General features: G+C 62.4%; 19 protein-coding genes. 8 read left to right on the top strand and 11 right to left on the bottom strand.

The genetic code is table 11. The features are described 5' to 3' along the window. The first annotated feature begins 64 nt into the window (after positions 1–64). Entirely contained in the window at positions 65–3,289 is a 3,225-nt protein-coding gene (locus tag ACYCCG_RS21845) for a hypothetical protein (protein WP_459671748.1), read from the top strand. Here ACYCCG_RS21845 and ACYCCG_RS21850 read toward each other — a convergent pair. Then, complete coding sequence (locus tag ACYCCG_RS21850; RefSeq protein WP_209963520.1) at positions 3,220–4,053, bottom strand: IclR family transcriptional regulator; 834 nt, start codon at positions 4,051–4,053, stop codon at positions 3,220–3,222. The genes ACYCCG_RS21845 and ACYCCG_RS21850 overlap by 70 nt on opposite strands. A 112-nt stretch (positions 4,054–4,165) precedes the next feature. Between ACYCCG_RS21850 and hmgA the strand changes: the two genes are divergently transcribed. The 3 genes from hmgA to maiA are packed head-to-tail and all read left to right on the top strand — an operon-like array spanning position 4,166 to position 7,408. Beyond that, positions 4,166–5,467: a homogentisate 1,2-dioxygenase gene (gene hmgA / locus ACYCCG_RS21855; RefSeq protein WP_019436969.1), complete on the top strand. Its 1,302-nt coding sequence runs from the start codon at positions 4,166–4,168 to the stop codon at positions 5,465–5,467. Between the two features lie 3 nt (positions 5,468–5,470). Next, complete coding sequence (fahA, locus tag ACYCCG_RS21860; protein WP_209963523.1) at positions 5,471–6,763, top strand: fumarylacetoacetase; 1,293 nt, start codon at positions 5,471–5,473, stop codon at positions 6,761–6,763. Between the two features lie 12 nt (positions 6,764–6,775). Further along, positions 6,776–7,408, top strand: coding sequence for a maleylacetoacetate isomerase (gene maiA, locus ACYCCG_RS21865; RefSeq protein ID WP_209963526.1), 633 nt, complete (start codon positions 6,776–6,778; stop codon positions 7,406–7,408). On the opposite strand, the gene ACYCCG_RS21870 is transcribed toward maiA, so the two are convergent. Continuing rightward, the gene (locus ACYCCG_RS21870) at positions 7,402–8,208 is read right to left on the bottom strand and encodes a SirB1 family protein (protein WP_209963528.1); all 807 of its coding nucleotides are present in this window, start codon (positions 8,206–8,208) and stop codon (positions 7,402–7,404) included. The genes maiA and ACYCCG_RS21870 overlap by 7 nt on opposite strands. A 124-nt stretch (positions 8,209–8,332) precedes the next feature. On the opposite strand from ACYCCG_RS21870, the gene ACYCCG_RS21875 reads away from it, so the two are divergent. Next, positions 8,333–9,352, top strand: coding sequence for a Leu/Phe/Val dehydrogenase (locus ACYCCG_RS21875; RefSeq protein ID WP_209963531.1), 1,020 nt, complete (start codon positions 8,333–8,335; stop codon positions 9,350–9,352). A 57-nt stretch (positions 9,353–9,409) separates the two neighbouring features. Here ACYCCG_RS21875 and ACYCCG_RS21880 read toward each other — a convergent pair whose 3' ends face one another. The 3 genes from ACYCCG_RS21880 to ACYCCG_RS21890 form a co-directional block, all read right to left on the bottom strand. Next, positions 9,410–9,673: a YebG family protein gene (locus ACYCCG_RS21880; protein ID WP_176682544.1), complete on the bottom strand. Its 264-nt coding sequence runs from the start codon at positions 9,671–9,673 to the stop codon at positions 9,410–9,412. 469 nt (positions 9,674–10,142) lie between these two features. Continuing rightward, positions 10,143–10,406, bottom strand: a complete 264-nt coding sequence (locus ACYCCG_RS21885) for a DUF3077 domain-containing protein (protein ID WP_176682545.1) — start codon at positions 10,404–10,406, stop codon at positions 10,143–10,145. Between the two features lie 162 nt (positions 10,407–10,568). Next, positions 10,569–10,811 carry a hypothetical protein gene (locus tag ACYCCG_RS21890; protein WP_020191460.1) on the bottom strand — a complete coding sequence of 81 codons (243 nt, stop codon included), beginning with the start codon at positions 10,809–10,811 and terminating at the stop codon, positions 10,569–10,571. Between the two features lie 457 nt (positions 10,812–11,268). On the opposite strand from ACYCCG_RS21890, the gene ACYCCG_RS21895 reads away from it, so the two are divergent. Continuing rightward, positions 11,269–11,739 (top strand): phosphate-starvation-inducible protein PsiE, encoded by a 471-nt coding sequence (locus ACYCCG_RS21895; RefSeq protein WP_003251685.1) that lies wholly within the window; start codon positions 11,269–11,271, stop codon positions 11,737–11,739. A gap of 3 nt (positions 11,740–11,742) precedes the next feature. On the opposite strand, the gene ACYCCG_RS21900 is transcribed toward ACYCCG_RS21895, so the two are convergent. Beyond that, positions 11,743–12,033, bottom strand: a complete 291-nt coding sequence (locus ACYCCG_RS21900) for a DUF3509 domain-containing protein (RefSeq protein ID WP_176682547.1) — start codon at positions 12,031–12,033, stop codon at positions 11,743–11,745. A 143-nt stretch (positions 12,034–12,176) separates the two neighbouring features. On the opposite strand from ACYCCG_RS21900, the gene ACYCCG_RS21905 reads away from it, so the two are divergent. Then, positions 12,177–14,132: a TadG family pilus assembly protein gene (locus tag ACYCCG_RS21905; protein ID WP_459671753.1), complete on the top strand. Its 1,956-nt coding sequence runs from the start codon at positions 12,177–12,179 to the stop codon at positions 14,130–14,132. Here ACYCCG_RS21905 and ACYCCG_RS21910 read toward each other — a convergent pair. Both ACYCCG_RS21910 and ACYCCG_RS21915 read right to left on the bottom strand, forming a co-directional pair. Next, a complete protein-coding gene (locus tag ACYCCG_RS21910; protein WP_209963536.1) occupies positions 14,117–16,762 on the bottom strand; it encodes a sensor histidine kinase in 2,646 nt (881 codons plus the stop codon). The genes ACYCCG_RS21905 and ACYCCG_RS21910 overlap by 16 nt on opposite strands. Further along, entirely contained in the window at positions 16,759–17,202 is a 444-nt protein-coding gene (locus ACYCCG_RS21915) for a TadE/TadG family type IV pilus assembly protein (RefSeq protein WP_209963538.1), read from the bottom strand. Before ACYCCG_RS21915 ends, ACYCCG_RS21910 begins: the two co-directional genes overlap by 4 nt. Before the next feature lie 75 nt (positions 17,203–17,277). On the opposite strand from ACYCCG_RS21915, the gene ACYCCG_RS21920 reads away from it, so the two are divergent. Further along, positions 17,278–17,700 carry a prepilin peptidase gene (locus ACYCCG_RS21920; RefSeq protein ID WP_209963542.1) on the top strand — a complete coding sequence of 141 codons (423 nt, stop codon included), beginning with the start codon at positions 17,278–17,280 and terminating at the stop codon, positions 17,698–17,700. A 70-nt stretch (positions 17,701–17,770) separates the two neighbouring features. Here ACYCCG_RS21920 and ACYCCG_RS21925 read toward each other — a convergent pair whose 3' ends face one another. Genes ACYCCG_RS21925 through ACYCCG_RS21935 form a run of 3 tightly spaced genes read right to left on the bottom strand, consistent with a single transcriptional unit; the run spans position 17,771 to position 19,649 of the window. Beyond that, positions 17,771–18,034 carry a DUF3613 domain-containing protein gene (locus ACYCCG_RS21925; protein ID WP_176682551.1) on the bottom strand — a complete coding sequence of 88 codons (264 nt, stop codon included), beginning with the start codon at positions 18,032–18,034 and terminating at the stop codon, positions 17,771–17,773. 15 nt (positions 18,035–18,049) lie between these two features. Further along, positions 18,050–18,751, bottom strand: coding sequence for a tetratricopeptide repeat protein (locus ACYCCG_RS21930; protein WP_209963544.1), 702 nt, complete (start codon positions 18,749–18,751; stop codon positions 18,050–18,052). A 10-nt stretch (positions 18,752–18,761) separates the two neighbouring features. Then, positions 18,762–19,649 (bottom strand): type II secretion system F family protein, encoded by an 888-nt coding sequence (locus ACYCCG_RS21935; RefSeq protein WP_176682553.1) that lies wholly within the window; start codon positions 19,647–19,649, stop codon positions 18,762–18,764. Position 19,650 lies beyond the last annotated feature (1 nt).

The following is a 19,650-nucleotide window of genomic DNA, read 5'->3' on the forward strand; positions in this document are numbered from 1 at the left end:
TTCCCTGCGCTATTGCCTTTGTCATCCGTTCACTCTGCTGCTCCCTTGTTTTGGAGCGCAGTTCATGTCTTTCGATTTCAATCTTGGTATCACCAATTTCGGTCAGGGGTGCCCGGATGCACGCTCTGTGAAAGAACAGGTGAAGGCCATGATGGCTCACGCCCAGGAGCTACAACAGCTGATGGCTACGGTTGCGCAACTGGCCAGCCTGATCCCGGAGGCTCATCGACAACAGTTCACCGAGCAGAAGCGTTTGCCGTTGGCGGTTGTCGAGTCGCTTGTGCCGCAAAGGCAGGCGGTTCTTGACCAGTGGTGGGAGCAACAGTCCAGGTTAAGTTCGAAACCGCTTACCCTGGCGTCCCATTTGATCCAGCTGATGTTTGCTGAAACGCGCCTCAAGGCCCTTACGTTCAAGGCCTGGGAAGCCGGTATCGAGGCCCTCGAGCAGGGCGGGGACGTAAACAAGCATGAGGTGCACCTGGTTGCCGGCGATTTGCGTTTTCGTTTGCCGGGTGTCGTTGCCAGCAGTCATGACCTCGAACAGAACCCGGACGCACCTGCGGATTTCCTGATCTACAGCCTGGCCTGCGGTTGCTGGTTCGACACTGAACGCGCGCGCGCAGCCCGTGAACTCGCCCCTGCCTTTGCTGAAGGCAGCCCGTTGCGTTGGCTGTTGTCTTCGCAAGAGCGGGCGGCGTTGTCTACGGAGGGTTTGACACTCGATTTCGTGCCGCTGCAGGTGCCACTTCACAGGTATTTCATCCGTGATCTGCAGGCTATCCAGCTTGAAGCCACCCGGCGCAGCCTGCGGATCAAGGTCGATGACGCCCGGCGTCTCACTCTGCTCGACAGTGCGGCCCGGCTTGAGCCTCTGGTGGCTGCGCTGCAGAAACGTGCGACGCGGCATGTGCGCGCGTACCGCACCAGCCTGCTGCCCGAATGGCGGCGGTTCATGCAGGGCGAGGGACTGCAAGCCTATCGACAACTGGAAGATGATCTGCAGGTGAAGGAGAAGCGTTGCACCGAGCGTCTGGCGCAATGGCGCGACCTGCGCAGCTTCGCCCAGAAACAGGTCAAGCAAGCCCTTGGGCTGAATATCGACCCCGAGCAGGTGCGGCTGCGAGTCAGTCACGTCGATGACCCTGAGCAGGCGATGAAACACACCCTGCTCGATTGGGCGTTGAGTGGTGGCTACAGCGGGTGCCAGCTCAAGGTCGAAGTCCTGGGTGAGCGGCACCGTTCATTGTTGGGGGGCACCTCTGTCCAGCGGGTGATCGAGAAACTGGATTTGCGCGTCAGCTACGTCAAACAGATCCGTACGCTCTATGACGACACGTTGACCATGGCCGCACTGTGTGAGGTGCTTGATGCGCGGCTGGCGCTGGCCAATCAGGCCGCTCGTCATCAGGGTTTTCACCCGGCGGCGTTCGATCTGTTGCACCACGCACGCCGGGGGGAAATGCAGGCCAATGGCATCAGCGCCGGTCTGGTTTGCCTCAATGGTGCGCCAACGCCCTTGAAGGACCTGCTGTGCCTGGTACAGGGCGATCAGTACCTGCTCTATGCCCCCGGCGCACCGGGAGGCGATTTTCATCTTTTCGACTCACTCGAAAAAATGGCGCTCGAAATCGGTAGCTGGACCTTGTTGCCGGTAGGCAGTGAGTACCTGCTGGGGCAATGCTCGCGGGCCCAGCATGATTCGCTCAAGCGCCATTTGCGCAAGGTCGGGATGCTGCCCACCGACTGGTCCATGCACAGCGTGACGCTCGCGCCGGTCAAGTCGCAGCAGTGGCCGGATGTGCTCAATGCCCTGGCCAAGCGCAAGATCACTGCCCTGATCGAGGATCAGCAGGCCACCACGCCAAGCTGGTTCATCAAAGCCAGTCGTACCGAGCAGCAGGCACTGGTTGATATCGACCAACTGCTCAAGCTGGCACAGACCAGGTATCAGTCGCTGATGAAGATGCCGAGCTTTCGCACCTTCGCTCATCGACAGGTGACGGAAAAGGTCAATTCATACCCGGGCAATCGCGGCGGCCCAATCAACCCGGATCAGGTATTGATAGCGCTGGAAGAGGATGCTTTTCGCACACTGACGCAGACCGTCATCAAAGGGTATCCCACGTATTACAATTTTTCCGGCTTTGCCCGCATCACCTCGGCTACGGGCCAGGATATCTCGCACCTGAGCCCGGCGCTGCTGGGGAGCTACATCCGCGCTGCCGACCTGGGCAACAAGTACATCGAAGAAGTGAAAGCGCAGTTACTCGACCGTTCCAGGCCTGAATATGAAAGGCTCAGGCAGTGTTATCGCACGCTCTTCGCTTTGAAGATCAGGCGTGCCGTGCTCAGCGAGAAACTTCAGGGCAGCTTGTCGGGTCGCCATGCGCAGTGGCTGGCGTCAGTGATCGACAGCTTTTCCGGGACCTCGATCGACGCGGCGTGCAACCTTTATCCGTTATGGATGGACGATTGCCCCGTCCAGGGTGCCTACCTGCTGAAACCTGCTCGGGACCGCGAACTTGAGCCTCTGGTCTATCTGCCAGAAATCGAGCAAGGGCCCACTCTGCGGACCCTCAGTGAGCTGGCAAGGACCTGGCGTGAGCACGACTTGGCAGGTTATTGCCAGGACCGCGTGCCGTTATCGAGCCAGTCGCGCATGAACGCATTGATCGAAGAGCAACTGCGCGCCGGAGATGGCATTGAGGTGGTGCTGGACGCCGTTGCCCGAGGCAGGGGCGTGCGGGCGCCGATAGGGGAGACCGGGCGTATCGGGGATCCTGTCCAGGACCTGGAGAAACGTATCAGGCGGATGATCAACGAAGCCGCTGAAGACAGCGCCGACGCTGCCGAGCGTATTTCGGCCGTGGTGGTGGAGTGGGGGATCGTACTGGCTGGCATCCTCACGGTGCCGTTTCCACCGGCGGCCATGGCCGTCGGGCTTTTCTGTGCGGCCAGGTCCTTCGTCACCGGGGCCACCGCGTGGAGCGATGGCGACCGTTCCGCCGCCTTGCTGTCGTTCGCGGCGGGGGTTGTAGGAACGGTGGCTTCCACGGGGGTCTTGGTGCGGCTGTTCGGTGCCGCACAGAAATACATCACCGTGCTTTCCCGGGCAGAGGTGTCTCAGCCCACGGCCTTCTCGCGTGTGATCGGGCGGCTATGCGATGACTACGGCGATTTGGTGAGCGAGGTGGCGCCCGCCCTTTATGACGGTTTCTCTCAGGAACTGCTCTGGCTGGTCGAGGAGGAAACGCTAGACGTCGAAGCGCAGTGTGGGTTGCCCGCGTAACCCATGCGCCAGCTCACGGTTCGTGCGGCCGTGAGCAGGCGCTGCGCCGCCGGCCCATGTTCATCGGCATGGAAGATCGACGTCGGCCCGACCACGGTCATCACCGCGGCGATCTGCCCCATGGCGTTGAATACCGGCGCCGACAGCGCATCCACTCCCGGCATCAGCAGGCCATGCACATGGTGCAGGCCCTTTTCGCGGATGCCGGCCAGCAGTGTGTGGTAGTCACTGGCGGTTTGTTGCAAAGCGGCCAGTTCCCTGTCGCGCAGCTCCTGGGTTTCTCGCTCGGGCAGATAGGCGGCGAATACCAGCCCGGTGGACGAACTGAGCAATGGCAGCACCGAACCGATCTGGGTCACCACGGTGACCGCGCGCACGGCAGGTTCGATGCTTACCACCGTGGCCCCCTGGTTACCCCACACGGCGATGAAGCAACTTTCGTTGAGTTCATCTCGCAACTGCGACAACGGCATTGCCGCCACCTTGAGCACATCGATGCTGCCCAACGCCGCCAGCCCCACCCGCAGTGCCTCACGCCCCAGCCCATAATGGTTGGTGGCGGCATCCTGCTCGGCAAAGCCACTGGCAATCAACGCCTGCAGGTAGCGATGCACTTTGCTTGCAGGCATCTGCACGTGCTCGGCCAGGCGTGATAGTGAAGTCGAGGGTGAGAGTTCTGCGAGGGCCTTGAGGATGTCGGTGCCGACTTCCGCCGAGCGGACCTTCTGCTTGCCGGTGTCGGTGGGGGAGTTGGCTTTGGCCATGGGAGGGGAGGTTCCGGATTTATCGTGTCGCCTTTATAGCTTGACGCCTTGAGCGGAGCAAATTACGTTATTCGTAATCTGATTACGATAAAAACAAAATCCGGAGGCATCGATGAACCGCGACACGTCGCCCGACCTTCACTACCTGAGCGGCTTCGGCAACGAATTCGCCAGCGAAGCATTGCCCGGGGCGCTGCCTGTCGGGCAGAACTCCCCGCAGAAGGCCCCGTACGGCCTGTATGCCGAGCTGCTGTCGGGCACGGCGTTCACCATGACCCGCAGCGAGCTGCGCCGTACCTGGCTATACCGCATTCGGCCTTCTGCCTTGCACCCACGCTTCGAGCGTCTGGCGCGCCAGCCGCTCGGTGGGCCACTGGGTGGCATCAACCCCAATCGCCTGCGCTGGAGCCCGCAGCCGATTCCTGCTGAACCGACCGATTTCATCGAAGGTTGGCTGCCCATGGTCGCCAACGCCGCAGCGGAAAAACCGGCTGGCGTGAGCATCTACATCTACCGCGCCAACCGGTCCATGGAACGGGTGTTCTTCAACGCTGACGGTGAGCTACTGCTGGTGCCGGAACAGGGCCGCTTGCGTATCGCCACCGAGCTGGGCGTGATGGAGGTCGAACCGTTGGAAATTGCGGTGATCCCACGTGGCATGAAGTTTCGCGTCGAACTGCTCGACGGCCAGGCCCGTGGCTATATCGCGGAAAACCACGGTGCGCCGCTGCGCCTGCCGGACCTGGGCCCGATCGGCAGCAACGGGCTGGCCAACCCCCGCGACTTCCTCACGCCTGTGGCCCACTACGAAGAAGCCGAAGGCCCGGTGCAACTGGTACAGAAGTTCCTGGGTGAGCACTGGGCCTGCGAGCTGCAGCACTCGCCACTGGACGTTGTGGCCTGGCATGGCAGCAACGTGCCGTACAAGTATGACCTGCGCCGCTTCAACACCATCGGCACCGTCAGCTTCGACCACCCGGACCCCTCGATCTTCACCGTGCTCACCTCGCCAACCAGCGTGCATGGCATGGCCAACATGGACTTCGTGATCTTCCCGCCACGCTGGATGGTGGCCGAGAACACCTTCCGTCCGCCATGGTTCCACCGCAACCTGATGAACGAGTTCATGGGCCTGATCAATGGCGCCTACGACGCCAAGGCCGAGGGCTTCCTGCCGGGTGGTGCCTCGTTGCACGGGGTGATGAGTGCCCATGGCCCCGACGCCGAAACCTGTGAGAAGGCCATTGCCGCTGACCTGGCGCCGCACAAGATCGACAACACCATGGCCTTCATGTTCGAGACCAGCCAAGTGTTGCGCCCGAGCCTGCAAGCCCTTGAATGCCCGCAATTGCAGGCCGACTACGATAGTTGCTGGGCAACCTTGCCGAGCACCTTCAACCCGAACCGGAGATAACCCATGAACCACACTGCCAATGCCCGTAGTTGGGTCGAGCACGCCAACGGGCACAGCGACTTCCCGCTGCAGAACCTGCCATTGGGCATCTTCAGCCGGCCGGGTGAAGCCAGGCGCTGTGGCGTGGCCATCGGCGACGCGATCCTCGACCTGGAGGCGGTGCTGGCCGCCGGCCTGTTCGACGGGGCGGCCAAGGCCGCCGTTGAAGCTACCCGCGGTGGGGCTCTGAACGCATTCTTCGCTTTGGGCCGCAACGCCCGCGTAGCCCTGCGCGAGCGTTTGCAGGTGCTGCTGGGCGAGCACAGCGAACACCAGGCAGCCCTGAAGCCGGCGCTGCTCCCGGCCAGCGACTGCCAGCTGCACGTGCCAGCGCAGATCGGTGACTACACCGATTTCTACGTTGGTATCGAGCATGCGAAGAACGTGGGCAAACTGTTCCGCCCCGACAACCCACTGCTGCCCAACTACAAGTACGTGCCGATCGGTTATCACGGCCGCGCCTCCACCATCCGCCCGTCCGGCACCGACGTGCGCCGGCCCAAGGGCCAGACCCTGCCGGCCGGGCACACCGAGCCTAGCTTCGGCCCTTGCGCTCGTCTGGACTACGAACTGGAACTGGGTATCTGGATTGGCCAGGGCAATGACATGGGCCAGGCAATTCCGGTAGGCGATGCCGCCGAGCACATAGCCGGCCTGTGCCTGCTCAACGACTGGTCGGCGCGCGATATCCAGGCTTGGGAATACCAGCCACTGGGGCCGTTCCTGTCCAAAAGCTTCATCACCACCATTTCGCCCTGGGTTGTCACCGCCGAAGCATTGGAGCCGTTCCGCTGCGCCCAGCCGGCCCGCCCGGAAGGCGACCCGCAGCCACTGTCGTACCTGCTGGACAAGCGCGACCAGGCCAGCGGTGCATTCGATATCGAACTCGAAGTGCTGCTGCTGACCGAGCGCATGCGCGAACAGGGCATTGCCCCGCACCGTCTGACCTTGAGCAACACCCGCAGCATGTACTGGACCGTGGCGCAGCTGGTGGCGCACCACAGCGTCAACGGCTGCCAGCTGCAGCCGGGTGACTTGTTCGGTTCGGGCACGCTGTCGGGTGCCACGCCGGGATCGTTCGGTAGCCTGCTGGAGATCACCGAAGGCGGCAAACTGCCGATCGAGCTGGCCAGCGGCGAGGTGCGCAAATTCCTTGAAGACGGCGACGAAATCATCCTGCGTGCCCGCTGCACACGTGACGGCGTGGCCAGCATCGGTTTCGGCGAATGCCGCGGCACGGTCATCGCAGCCAACTGAGGAGGCAGGGGTATGGAGCTGTACACCTATTACCGTTCCACCTCGTCCTACCGGGTGCGCATTGCCCTGGCGCTGAAGGGGCTGGCTTACCAGTCCCTGCCGGTCAACCTGCTGCAGGGTGAGCAGCGCGGTGAGGGCTATGTAGCCGTCAACCCGCAGGGCCGCGTACCGGCCTTGCGCACTGATGGTGGTGAGGTGCTGGTGCAGTCGCCGGCGATCATCGAGTACCTGGAAGAGGTTTATCCACAGCCTGCGTTGCTGCCGGCCACAGCCGAGGCACGGGCCAAGGTACGGGGGGTGGCGGCCATCATTGGCTGCGACATTCACCCGCTACACAACGTCAGCGTGCTCAACCGGCTGCGCCAGGCCGGTCAGGACGAAGGGCAGGTCAACCAGTGGATCGGCCACTGGATCACCCAGGGGCTTGCGGCAGTGGAACAACTGATTGGCGATCACGGTTTCTGCTTTGGCGACACACCAGGGCTGGCGGATGTGTACCTGATCCCGCAGTTGTACGCGGCCGAACGTTTCAACATCGACCTCCACAGCTTCCCACGCATCCTGCGGGTTGCCGCATTGGCGGCCGCGCACCCGGCGTTCACCAAGGCCCACCCCGCCCAGCAACCGGACAGCCCGGCTCAGTGAAGTGAACGGTTCGCCGCCGGAAGCTTGCCGATTTGCTCGGACAGCTTCAGGCGCTGGACCGGGTCTTCCGTCAGTAGCAACGCATGCTCCAGGTCGAAGCGCTCGGCCTGCGGGCAATCCAGATGATGGTAGAGCGAGGCGCGGGTCATATAGTCGCTCACCTGTACCGGGCCCAACTGCATGATCCGCTCTGCATCGATCAACGCCGCCAGGTGGTTGTCATTACTGATGTGCAGTTGGCGCAGGTTGCGTGACAGGCGTTGCAGCATCTGCATCGGGCTGGCGCTGCGCAGGTGCTCTGCTGTCAGCGCCTGGTGCGGGCCGAACTGGCGCGCCAGCAACTCGCGGCAGTCGCTGGGGTACAGGCGCCGGCCGCCGCAGGGATCGAGCAGGTGGTCGGCACCCGGCACGCGCAGCAGGAAATGGCCAGGGAAGCCCACACCCTCCAGCGGTATGGACAGGCGCCTGGCCAGTTCCAAAGCGAGGATGGCCAGGGTCAGTGGTTGGCCGCGGCGGCGCTGCAATACCTTGTCCATCATCGCTGCATGCGGGCGCAAGGGGTGGTATTCATCCTGCTGAAAGCCCAGCGCATTAAGCTGGCGCAGCAGTGGCTGGGCCAGTTCGCACAGCGGCAGCATCGGCAGGTTGGCGCTTATCTCGCGCTGCAGGTCGTGCAGCGCAGCAAGGCTGGCCGCGGGCTCGACACCAGGGTCGTGCTCGGCGGCAATCCACAATGCGGCTTCCAGCAGGTCGACAGGCTCGCGTTCCAGGCAGGCCAGGCAGGCTTGACGTGGCTTCATGGGGCATCTCCACACACATTTGAGTATTAGCCGTGGCGCGTGGTTTCGTCCAGTGGTCCGGCGGCGGCGTCAACGCCGAGGCCGTGCCTATACTGGAAGGAGCACCTCGTAGGGGAGCCGGTCGATGTTCGCGCTGATGCAAAGCACCCGTACCCAGTCACTGCACCTGTTCAATGACCCGTCTACGGGCCTGAAAGCCGTTGTGGCAATCCACAGTGAGCAGTTGGGCCCTGCCATGGGTGGGTGTCGTTACCTGCCTTACGCCGATGACGAAAGCGCCATGACCGATGCTATTCGCCTGGCCCAGGGCATGAGCTACAAGGCAGCACTGGCCGGCTTGCCGATGGGGGGTGGCAAAGCGGTGATCATGCGCAACCCGCATGTGGAAAACCGCGCCGCGCTGTTCGAGGCCTTTGGCCGCTTCATCGATACCTTGCATGGGCGCTTCATCATTGCCGTGGACAGTGGCACCTCGACGTTGGACATGGACTGCATTGCCCACAGCACACCCCATGTAACCAGCACCACTGCCTCGGGCGACCCATCGCCCCATGCGGCGATGGGGGTGTTCGCGGGCATACGTGCCACTACCTCGTTCCGGCTGGGCAGCGATGACCTGAGAGGCTTGCGGGTAGCGGTGCAGGGGTTGGGCAATGTCGGTTATGCACTGGCGGAGCAATTGCATGCGGTGGGGGCAGAGCTGCTGGTCAGCGACCTGGACCCGGGGCGGGTGCGGCTGGCGATGGAGCAGTTCGATGCCAAACCGGTGACCAACGATGCGTTGATCAGTACCCCTTGCGACATCTTTGCCCCCTGCGGCGTGGGCCCGGTACTGAACGGGCAGAGCGTGATGCAACTGCGTTGTGCGGCAGTGGCGGGGGCGGCCAACAACCAGCTGACTACCTTGCAGGTGGCAGACCAGCTGGAGTCGCGCGGCATATTGTATGCACCTGACTACGTCATCAATGCCGGTGGGCTGATCTATGTGGCACTCACCCACCGTGGCGAAGACCAGGGCACCATTACTGCGCACCTGGCGCGTATCCCTTCACGGTTGACCGAAGTGTTTGGCCATGCGCAGGCGGAGAAGCGTTCGCCGGCAAGGGTGGCGCAGATGTTGGCGGAACGGTTGTTGTATGGCTGAAGGTGATGATGGCGTTGTGGGCCACTTCGCGGGTAAACCTGCTCCCACACCTCCAGATCACTCGGCAGCAGCATCCTCAAGCAACTCGGACAACGCATCCGGCTGGCTTTTGAACGCCCGGGCGAACACATCGCGGTTCTTCGCCATGTAGATACCGGCTTCCTCGACCTGCTGCTCGGTCAGCGACGGCACCGCCTTGTGCAGCACCTCGGCCAGGCGCTCGGCCAGTTCGAGCATTTTGTCGTGACGGTCTGCTTCGGCCTTATCCATGAACAAGCGCTCCGGGTCGCGGCTGCTGCGGTACACCACTTCGACGGCCATTCATCACCTCTATGCCTTTTTGCTGGTTGTGTTGCGGTTTACTGTATCTATATACAGTAATGGCAATGCTGGTTGGTTCGCAAGCAGAAATTGTAGCGTGGCATAGACCGGGCGAATGCGGTGGCGGTTGCGACGGTGAATGGTCGGGGGGATATTGGCCGGCAGGTCCGGCCTATTCGCGGGTGAACCCGCTCCTACGGGGGCGTTAACGGCTGGATTTTGCGTCAGGCACGTGATCGCAAGGAAAGCAGCCTGGCTCAAGACATGCGCTGTAGATGTAGATGCTCTGTTGGCGGTCAAGCTTTTCTGAGGGGGTCTACGGCCGATTGTGTCAGGGCGGCAAGGCGCCTGCCTTGGTTTTTGCGGTGTTGCGTAGATCGAGCGCCGCCCGCGCGGCGCTCGATCTCACAGGCGCTGAAACTGCTGCGGCAAACACATAGAGGCCTTCATCCAACCTGAAGCGAAATCCTCACGGCTTCATACCCAACTCGGCATCATCCATCAGCGCCTTGGCCATGGCACTCAGATAATGGGCGGCCCAGATCATCATGGGTTTCTCCTCCATCAGGCCAGTGATGGTCAACTCCCGCACATAGCCCATCAATTCCGACGACTGCTCGCGGGCGTCCCTGCAGGGGATGCCGGGCTCGATGCGGAACAGTGGATGGGTGCTGTTTTCGCCTTGATAGAAAGTGGTCTTGCCGACGGTGAATTGGGTGTCTTCTGTTGTCATTGTTCAATCCCCTGAAGTTTCTCTAGTGCCTGGCCGACCCTTTCGCGGGCATGCCCGCTCCCACAGGCTCCCACAGGTACTGTGCAAGTCTTGAGGCTGTGGTGATCCTGTGGGAGCGGGCGAGCCCGCGAAGAGGCCGGCCCCCCGGCGCATTAACCAGCCTTAGTGCGAAGTCCTGGGCTCAGCGGGCATCTGCACCTGAACCAGTGCCGACTCAAGCAGAGCCCGCAGCGCCTCCAGCTCATGCATCGAGGTCATCATCAGGATCGAAACCGGTGACTTGGGCTGAAGCAGCAACGCCTGATGCACCACGGTAGCTGCGCACAACGCGTAGTCGGTGGCCTGGATCAGGGTGTCTTCGAGGGAATGGGGGGTGTGGGGTGGATCGGGAACTATTTTCAGCATGCTCTGGTATCCATTTTTGGGGCCGCTCCCCACTTGCTGTCAAACAGGTAGGTGGCAGCTGTGCACAGGTTGACAGACCGGCGGATACCAGAACCGGCGCACGCGAACGTGCCCCATGCACAGCCACCATAAAGGGAAAAGCTATGCAAAGTATCTCATCGCGGCCTGTCAAAGCCGATCGCTGATATGCAGCGACCCGCCGAGACTAGATCGCTGCCAAAACGGCCGCAATGGAAAACAGGCGGCCAGAGTATCTTTGGGAAATGCCCTACAAGGAAGGGGCTAAATCTGATTTTTCCCCAAGCACGGCCGTGCATTTCTGCAATGCGCCATGCCTCAAGGTGCCTTGCGGCAATCGGTCGCCTTCCAAGACAGGGGCTTGGCCCTTTAACTGCATGGCACAAGCGTCACATCAGCGACGCATCATCCTTAAAGACGTATCGGGGAATGGAACATCGTGAACATCAAATGGGCAGAAAAACTGCGCAAGGGCCTGCACGGCTCGGCCGACTCGCTGGGCAACCTGTGCGTCGAGGCGTTCCATTACCTGGCGCTGTTCGGCATTGGCGCGATCACCGCCTACGCGGCGGTGGTGACGTTCCTGGACATGCTGGGCAAGGGCGGGATCAGTGTCGATGACATCCTGCTGTTGTTCATCTACCTGGAGCTGGGGGCGATGGTGGGGATCTACTTCAAGACCAACCACATGCCGATCCGCTTCCTGCTGTACGTGGCAATCACCGCGCTCACTCGCCTGCTGATCGGCGATGTTTCGCACCACAAGGCACCGGACGAAGGGCTGCTGTACCTGTGCGGCGGCATCCTGCTGCTGGCGTTCTCGATCCTGGTGGTGCGCTACGCCTCGTACCGCTACCCCTCGACCAAGGTGCTGGACGCCAACGGCAAGGCAGTGGAGGAGGGCAAGTAGCCCTCAGTTGGCAACGGAATGGCGCGGCTCGTGACGGACGTCACGGGTCAGCGCGGCCAGCACTTGCATGGGGTTCTGGCCGAGTTCGATCGCAAGGCCCAGGCGGATGCTGTCGATCACCCGTTGCAGGCGCACCGGGTCGTTGCGTTGGGCCTGGGTGATGAGGCGCTTGGCGACCACGCCGGCGTCGTCGGACAGGGTTAGCATGATGCTGCCGTCAAGGTTGGTAATGCTCAGGTTGACCCGGTATTCGGGGGCGAATGCAGCACTGATTCGGTCGAAAGGGTTGTTCATGGCTGGGTGCCTGTAAAAAGGTATCTGCTGAAGTTGACCGGCCACCATCAGGTTGGTTCCTGGCAGGCAATTGGCCATTATCGCAACTACACTCCTGGAATCGCAGCCGCGACGCATGGCCAATGGCCGGCAAAGGAGTGCCCGTGGTTCCCTCATCTGCAGCCCGCCAGCGTGGCGCAATCGGCCTCATGGCGGTGGTTACCTTGGGCCTTGCCTTGTTGTTCATGCTGGTGGTGATCGACAGCGGCCGGCTTTTTCTTGAGCAGCGCAAGCTGCAGCGCATTGCCGACATGTCGGCGCTGGAGGCGGCAGGCCAGTTTGCCGTGTGTACCGGCAGCGGCCCCCAAGCCACCGTGATTGCCCGGACTGCCGCCACACGCAACGGCCATGCGGCCAGCAACCCGCTCACGGCCAGTTGCGGGTACCTGCAGACCGGCGCCAACAGCTTGCGTACCTTCACCAGTGACAACGATCGCAATGAAGCCATCCGGGTGGATGTGAGCAACACGGTGCCCACCAGTGTTGCTGCGGGGGTCTACACGTTGGCGCAGGGCAGTGGATTGCCGTTGACCACAACCTTGCAGGCACATGCGGTGGCATCGTCGCCCCTGCCGCCGCAGGCTATGTTGAGTATTCGTACCACGCTGGCGACCGTCGACTCGCGGCAGTCGGTTCTGCTAAATGCACTGCTCGGCGCACTGGGCGGTGCGGTTCAGCTTGATGTGGCCGGCTGGCAAGGCATCGCCAGTACTCAGCTGAATCTGCTCAGCTACCTTGACCAACTGGCCGTCGAACTTGACCTCAAGGCAGGCGACTATCAGCAACTGCTCACTGCCGACGCCACTGCTACGCAGTTGCTGCAAGCAGCGGTAAAGGTACTGCAGCAGAGCGGTGCGGCGGCAGATGTGGTAACCAATCTGGGCAAGGTGGCACTGGGCGCCAGCAACAGTACGCTGCTGCAACTTGGGGACTTGCTCGATATTCAGAACGGCACGGCGCAGGCCGGGCTGGATGCCAGTATTCAGTTGCTGCAACTGGTGCAGGGGGTAATCCAGCTGGCGGTCAGCGAAAGTGCAGCAACGGTGGACTTGCCAATCAACGTGCTGGGGCTGGTCAATGGTCGGGTGCGGCTGAAGGTGATCGAACCCCAGCAGATTTCTGCGGTGGGAGACCCGCGTACAGATGAGTTGCGGGTGCATACCGCTCAGGTGCGGGCGATGATCTCGTTGGACTTGCCTTTGCTCAACTCGGTGCTTGGGTTGCTCAATGCAGTGTTGGACCTCGTCGGGCCGATAACCAGTGTGCTTAACAATCTGCTCAGCCTGAACCTCGCCAGTACATTGCAATCGGTGCTATGCCTGGTCGGCGTGCCATGTACTGTCACCGATATAATCCTGGTCCCGGATAGGTTGTCGCTGGACATCGGTCTTGAGGTGGCAGAAGCGACGACGAGGCTCAACCCGTTATCGCCAGAAACCTTCAGTTGCTCACCCAAGCGTTTGACGACACAGACTCAGAGTTCAGCCGCCAAGGTGGCGGTTGGGCGTTTTGAGTCGGTGGATGCGTTCTTCACTGGTGGCACTACTGTGGTCAAACCGCTGCCGCTGGTAGATATCGGTACCAAGCGTTGTAGCCAGATCTTGGGTATCGGCACTTGCCTGGCTCGTATACCTTTTGCCGCAGGCGGTCTAGGCCTGCGCGTCAACAGCAAGCTGCTGGGCAGCGGAGCGGTCGAACGCCCGCTGGTGTTCCAGGCCCCCAACAGCACGCCACCGAACATCGGCCTTCCCTCGGCTTACCAGAGCATGCAACCCGCCAACAACAACGTTGTCGGCAGCCTCACCGACACGCTGCTGGGAATACAGCTGGAAGCCTACAAGCCCACCGCCAACAGTGGCCTCGGCGAAGTACTGGTAATCGTCGGCAACGTCCTTGGCGGCGTCAAAGGCATCGTCGAACCCCTGATCAAAAATCTGCTCAGCCCGTTGCTCGACCCCTTGGTCAATGTGTTACTCAAGGTCCTCGGCATAGACCTGGTCAATGCCGAGGTCGGGGCCAACCTCAGTTGCTCCGGCGGCCGTGCTCAGTTGGCGCTGTAGACGGGCAACCAAACCTGGAAGCACGCACCTTCGTTGCTGTTGTGTGCTTCCAGCCTGCCGCCCATGGCCTCGACGATACTGTGGCTTACCGACAAGCCTAAGCCGGTGCCCGCTCCGGCGGCCTTGGTGGTAAAGAATGGTTCGAAGATGCGTTCGAGCAGGCGTGGCTCGATGCCGCCGCCGTTGTCTTCCACCACCAGGCACAGGTGCCCTTCCTCGACGCGCTGGCTCACGCTGATCCGCGGCCTGGCAACCCGCCGTTCGAGCAGCGCGTCACGGGCATTGACCAGCAGGTTGATCAGGACCTGTTCGAGCTGGTCCTCATGGCCCAGTACTTCCGGACACAGTTCTGGCTCTTCGATATGCAAGGCTACACCTTTGCTGCCCAACCCCTCAGCCAGCAACCCCAGCGCACCTTGCACCGCCACCCAGGCGGCGAACACTTGCTGTTCGACCTCGGACCGGCGCCCATAGGTGCGCAGATGCTCGACCAAGCGCGCAATACGATCGACCTGGGCATCGATCCGCTGCAGTTTGCCCGCCACATACTCGGCATCGACCACGCCACTTTCCAGGCGCTTGAGGGTATTGACCAGCGCAAGGCGCATGGTAGTCAACGGCTGGTTGATTTCATGCACGAAGCCCGTAGCCAATTCGCCCAGCGTGGCCATCTTGGCCCCTTGTAGCAGTTGTTGCTGGCTGTGGCGTACTGCTGTGTTGTCGCGTCCCACCGCCTGCACTTCCTGCAACTGCCCGTGCTCATCGAACAGGCCACGCTCGGCCCACACCCACCAGGATGTTCGGCGCCCGGGCAATTGCAGGCAGATTTCAGCACTGGCCAACGGCTGGGTCGGCGTCAACATCGAGAGGCGTTGGAGGAAGGCCGCACGCTGGCTGTCGGACAGCCACTGACCGAGGTTCATGCCCGTCAATTGTTGCGGCGTGCATTCCAGCTGTTCGGCAAGCGGGTGGTTGCCAAACAGCAGCTCAAGGTCTGGGCGATAGCGACAGATCATGGCCGGCGAGTCTTCTACCAGCACCCGGTAGCGCTCTTCGCTTTGGCGCACCCGCTCGGCCGTTTCGGTCAATTCGCTGACGTCCAGCCACAGCCCCACAGCCTCCACAGGCTGGCCCAGGTCGTCACGCAGCAGGCGGGCCTCGTCCAGTATCCAGTGGTAGGCGCCAAGGTGATCGCGCAGGCGGTAGCGGCTGCGCACCTGGCCATCGCGCAGCAGGGTGCGGGTGCGTTCGAGCCACGTCGGGTGGTCGTCGGGATGCACTGCCTGAGCAGGGTGGCGCGCCAGGTCACTGTCTCTGGGCCAGCCCAGCAATGGCATCAGGCTGGCGCTGAAAAATTCACTGTGCAGTGCACCTTCGGCATAGCGCTGGATGTAAATCACCGCGGGCGAGCTGGCGATCAGGTTTTCGAGCCGGGCGCGCGCGGCTCCGGCCTGCAGTTCCTGGTCCTTCAACGCGCTGATATCGAGCACAAACCCCTGAACCTGATGGCCTTGCAACTGGCCTGCCCACTGTAGCCAGCGCGGGCTTGCCAGGCTGTTGGCTGGCAGCAGGCGCAGGTTCAGGTTCAAAGCAATGCCTGCGCGCAGTTGTTCCAACGCCATGCGTGCGGCTTCACGATCGGCCGGGTGCACCCGGCCCAACCATTGCTCGGCGGTGGCCTCAGTCGGTATGCCCAGGCGCAAGGCCAGCGCCGGGTCGAACTGCAGCGGCCCTTGCAGAGGCCATGACCACCAGCCTGCCCCCAGTTGCTGTTGCAGTTCATCCAGGTGGCGTGAACGTTCCCGCAACTGGTGCTGGCGCAGGCGACTGAGCAGGGGTTCGATCAGCGCTTGCAGCAGGGCTGCGACCGTTTCGCTCGCCGGTGGCCGTTGCGCGCCTGCGCACAGCAACCAGGCCTGCACGGTATGGCCGTGCAGGTAGGGCACGGCCAGCAATGGCAAGCCGGCACATGATGGCTGCAACAGCGAGTTTCCAGCAGCCACTTCTCGACCCCGTGGCGGTAGCGTTTGCAGCCAGGGTCGCAAGCGCTCGTCATCGGCCCAGGGCCAGTCGTTGTCGCTGCAAGTGTAGGTGTACCAGCCGCAATCGCCCGCCAGCATCAGGCGCAGGGAGCCGGCATGCCAGTGCTCGGCCAGGTGCTTCAGTTGTTCGGAGGCCGTCAGTATCAGGCGTTCTTCGTCGCAGTCACGCAGGGCGCGGCCAAGCGCCACTGCCAGCGCCTGTTGCGTCAGGCGGTGGTCTTGTTGCTCGAGTTCCCCCAGCAGATCACCGATATCGAACAATTGCAGCAGCCAGCCGTCTGCCTGCCGCTGGAGCCAGCCGCGGGTGTGCAGGGGACGGCCGTGCACGGTCGTGAAGTCAAGGTCCAGCGGTTGCCCCTGCCAGTCGGCAGGGGGGCCTTCAAGTACCAGCCAGCTGTGCCGTTGCAGGTAGTCATGCACACGGGGGGCACTGTGCGAACTCGCAGGCAGCACCGTGCGCAGGGGACCGGCCAGGCGCAACACATGCCCAAGGTCATCCAGCCAGAGTTGCAGCCCCACCGCTTGCGGGGTGGGCGCTACCTGCGCGGTGGCCTGGTCGCCCAGCCAGCGATCGAACAAGCCGCTCATAGCTGCAAGCTCGCTTCGGCCCTTAGGCGATCGGGCAGGCGCGGCACCTCACCGATCAGCGGCAGTACCAGCATAGGCAGCACGTTGTTCAGTTTCGTTTTGGGGTAGTTGATGGTCACGGTCAGCAATTTGTCGGCGCCCAGGGTCACCTGGGTATCACTGGCGGGCTGGAAGTCGAACGCGGCGGGTATCCACTGCAACTGTTGGCTGATGACCTGGTGGGCCAGGGTCTGCACATCGGCGCTGTAGCTGGCGCTGTCCGGGTCCAGGGCCACGCAGCGGCGCACGGCTTCGGCACTGGCCTGGTTGAATGACTGCAGCATCAGCATGGGCAGGGTGTAGCTGACCAGGCCGTAGAACACCGCGAAAAAGATCATGAATACGGCCGCGAACTCAATGGCCGCTGCGCCTTTTTGCCGTTTTGCCGGGCCTGCTTTCATGATTGCGTCTACCCTGACCATGAATCCTGAGTAACAGCATAGAACCGATCGTCGAACAGGGATGGCCATTTGCCTATGCATAGCCTTGCAGTGCTTGTCTGGCTGGTGTTGTGCGCTGGGCAGGATGCCTGGGAGCGGCAGATTTCCAATGTCCTGACGCTGGGGGCTGCTGCCTGTGCGCTGGCCTGGTTGCTGGCCACCGGGCACAGTTGGCTAGGTGCTCAGGGCAGCGATGCAGCGCTTGCTTTCGTCATCGTCCTGCTACTGACGCTGCCCGGCTACATGCTCGGCCAGTTCGGGGCTGGCGACGTCAAGCTGCTCGGCGCGCTTGCCCTGGGCACCAGCCTGGACCACGTACTCGGCACGTTCATTGGCGCTGGTGTGGCAATGGTTGTATGGCAAATGGTACGGCGCAGGTCACGCCAGCCAGGGGAGAAAAGGCCGTTTGCGCCTTGCTTGCTGGCAGGCTTTGCCGTTTCGCTGGCCTGGGTTGGCTAAACATCTTCAAGGTATGCAAAGAATCTGTAGGCGATTGCCCAGCCCACAGAGCCCCCGCTAAGTCAGCGAGTCAGTTGTTTCGCTCTGCCATCTTTGTCCAGCGGTAGAAGTCGGGGATTTCGTACTTGTAGGTATCCAGCCAGCGCTGCATGGACTGGTCACGCTCCCGCGCGGTTTGCACCTGCAGGTGCCTGGATGCCTGCTCACCGCTGGACTGCAAGCGCAGCAGCCGTTCGGTCGCCGTCTCGTCCAGAGGGGGATGGTGCGGGTTTTCCTCGGCCAGTAACGTCGCGCTGCCAACGCAGCAGGCCAGTACCATCACATACCTGATCATGATCACCTCCGCGTATCAATTGACCATCATGTCCTGGGCCCTGGTCGACGCGATCGGGCCTCGGCCGCCGGCCTTGATCTTGCTGGCCCGCGCCTGGGCTTCGGCAAACTGCCCAGCTTTGAGCTGCAGCCGGTATACCAGGTCGGTGGCCTGTTGCCAGTTGTCCTGCACCAGCGCCAAGGTCACCAGGTTGACAGCAGGCAGCGTGTTGTCGTCCTTCAGTTCAATGGCCGTCAGCAACTCGAAGCGAGCTTGCTCATAGCGCCCCATGTTCATCAAGACCACGCCTAGGTCGTTGCGCACCCGTTCGTCGGTAGGCGCAAGCCGTACTGCGCGTTGCAGGTGCTGCAGGGCCTGGACGTCGTCGCCCCGGGCTGAGGTCAATTGGCCCAGGCCATGTTCGCCTTCGGCGGCCAGGCAACCGCCAAGCAGGCTGCGGTACAAGGGCTCGGCTTCGCCGAGGCCAAGCAGCCGTGACACTTTGGCCTTGCGCAGGCGAACCTGTTCGAAGGTGTCCGGCAGTTGCTGCAAGTGGGCAAGGCTGGCGTGCGGGCGCCCGTCGTTGAGCATTTCGTCTGCCAGGTTCAGTGACAGTTGCTGGTCGGCGTCTGGCTTGCTGCAACTGGCGGTAGCGAACAACTGGCGCAGGCCTTCCGGCTGCTGCCCGGCGCATCCGGTCAACAACACCAGGCTTGCGCACAACAGGATTGTCTTCATCAATCAGTCCTCATGGGCTTAACGCCCGCGCCAATGCAGAGAAACCCGGGCCGGCAAGGACAATGAGCAAGGCCGGGAACAGGAACACCATCATCACTGCCGACATCTTTGCCGACATCATCGACACCCGTTCTTGCAGGCGGGTCAGGCGACGGTCGTCGAGCAGCGCCTTCAGTGCCTGCAACGACTTCATCGCGCCACTGCCCTGTGTCAGCAACTGGCGCAGGATCACGCAGGTATCGGTGAACTCATCCACAGCCAGCAACTGGGCGACCTTTTCCAGCTCCGGGCCCAGCGCCATGCCTGAGTCCACCCGCTGCAGCACTTGGCGCAACTCTGCGCTGGTGTGCGGGATCAGCGTCCGGCCTTCCTGGCTCAGCACGCGCAGTGCCTGTTCAACGGCCAGGCCGGTCTCGAATAAAATCCGCAGCAAGGGGATCAGCAGGCTGACTTCTTCTGCAATGCGCTGCTGGCGACGTGCCGCAGCCACGGCCAGCAGTCGCTTGGGCAGCAGGTAACCTACGCCCAGCGCGCACGATGGCCAGACCAACCAGCCGGCTGCGGCGCTGCCCTTGAACACCTGTTGCAGCAGCAGCGTCATTGCCACGGCCAGCAGCGGCAGGCCCAGCTGAACAGCGGCAAACAGAGCACGCTGGCGGCTGCGGCGCCAGCCGATACGTTCGAGCAGGGCCTGGCTTTCGCCGTCGAATCTCTGTAGGCGCTGCCCCCACGGGCTGCTGCCCAGCCAGTGCAACCAGTCCCCCAGGCGCTCGTCGCGGGTCAGCCGCCCTTGCAGCCGTCGGGCCACCAGTACTCGTGCGCGCCATTGGCGAACAGCCTGCAGGCCAAACAGGCAGGCAGCGATGAACAGGCACAAAGTGCAGATCAGCAAGGCCATG

It is taken from the genome of Pseudomonas sp. VEM90, assembly GCF_054611535.1.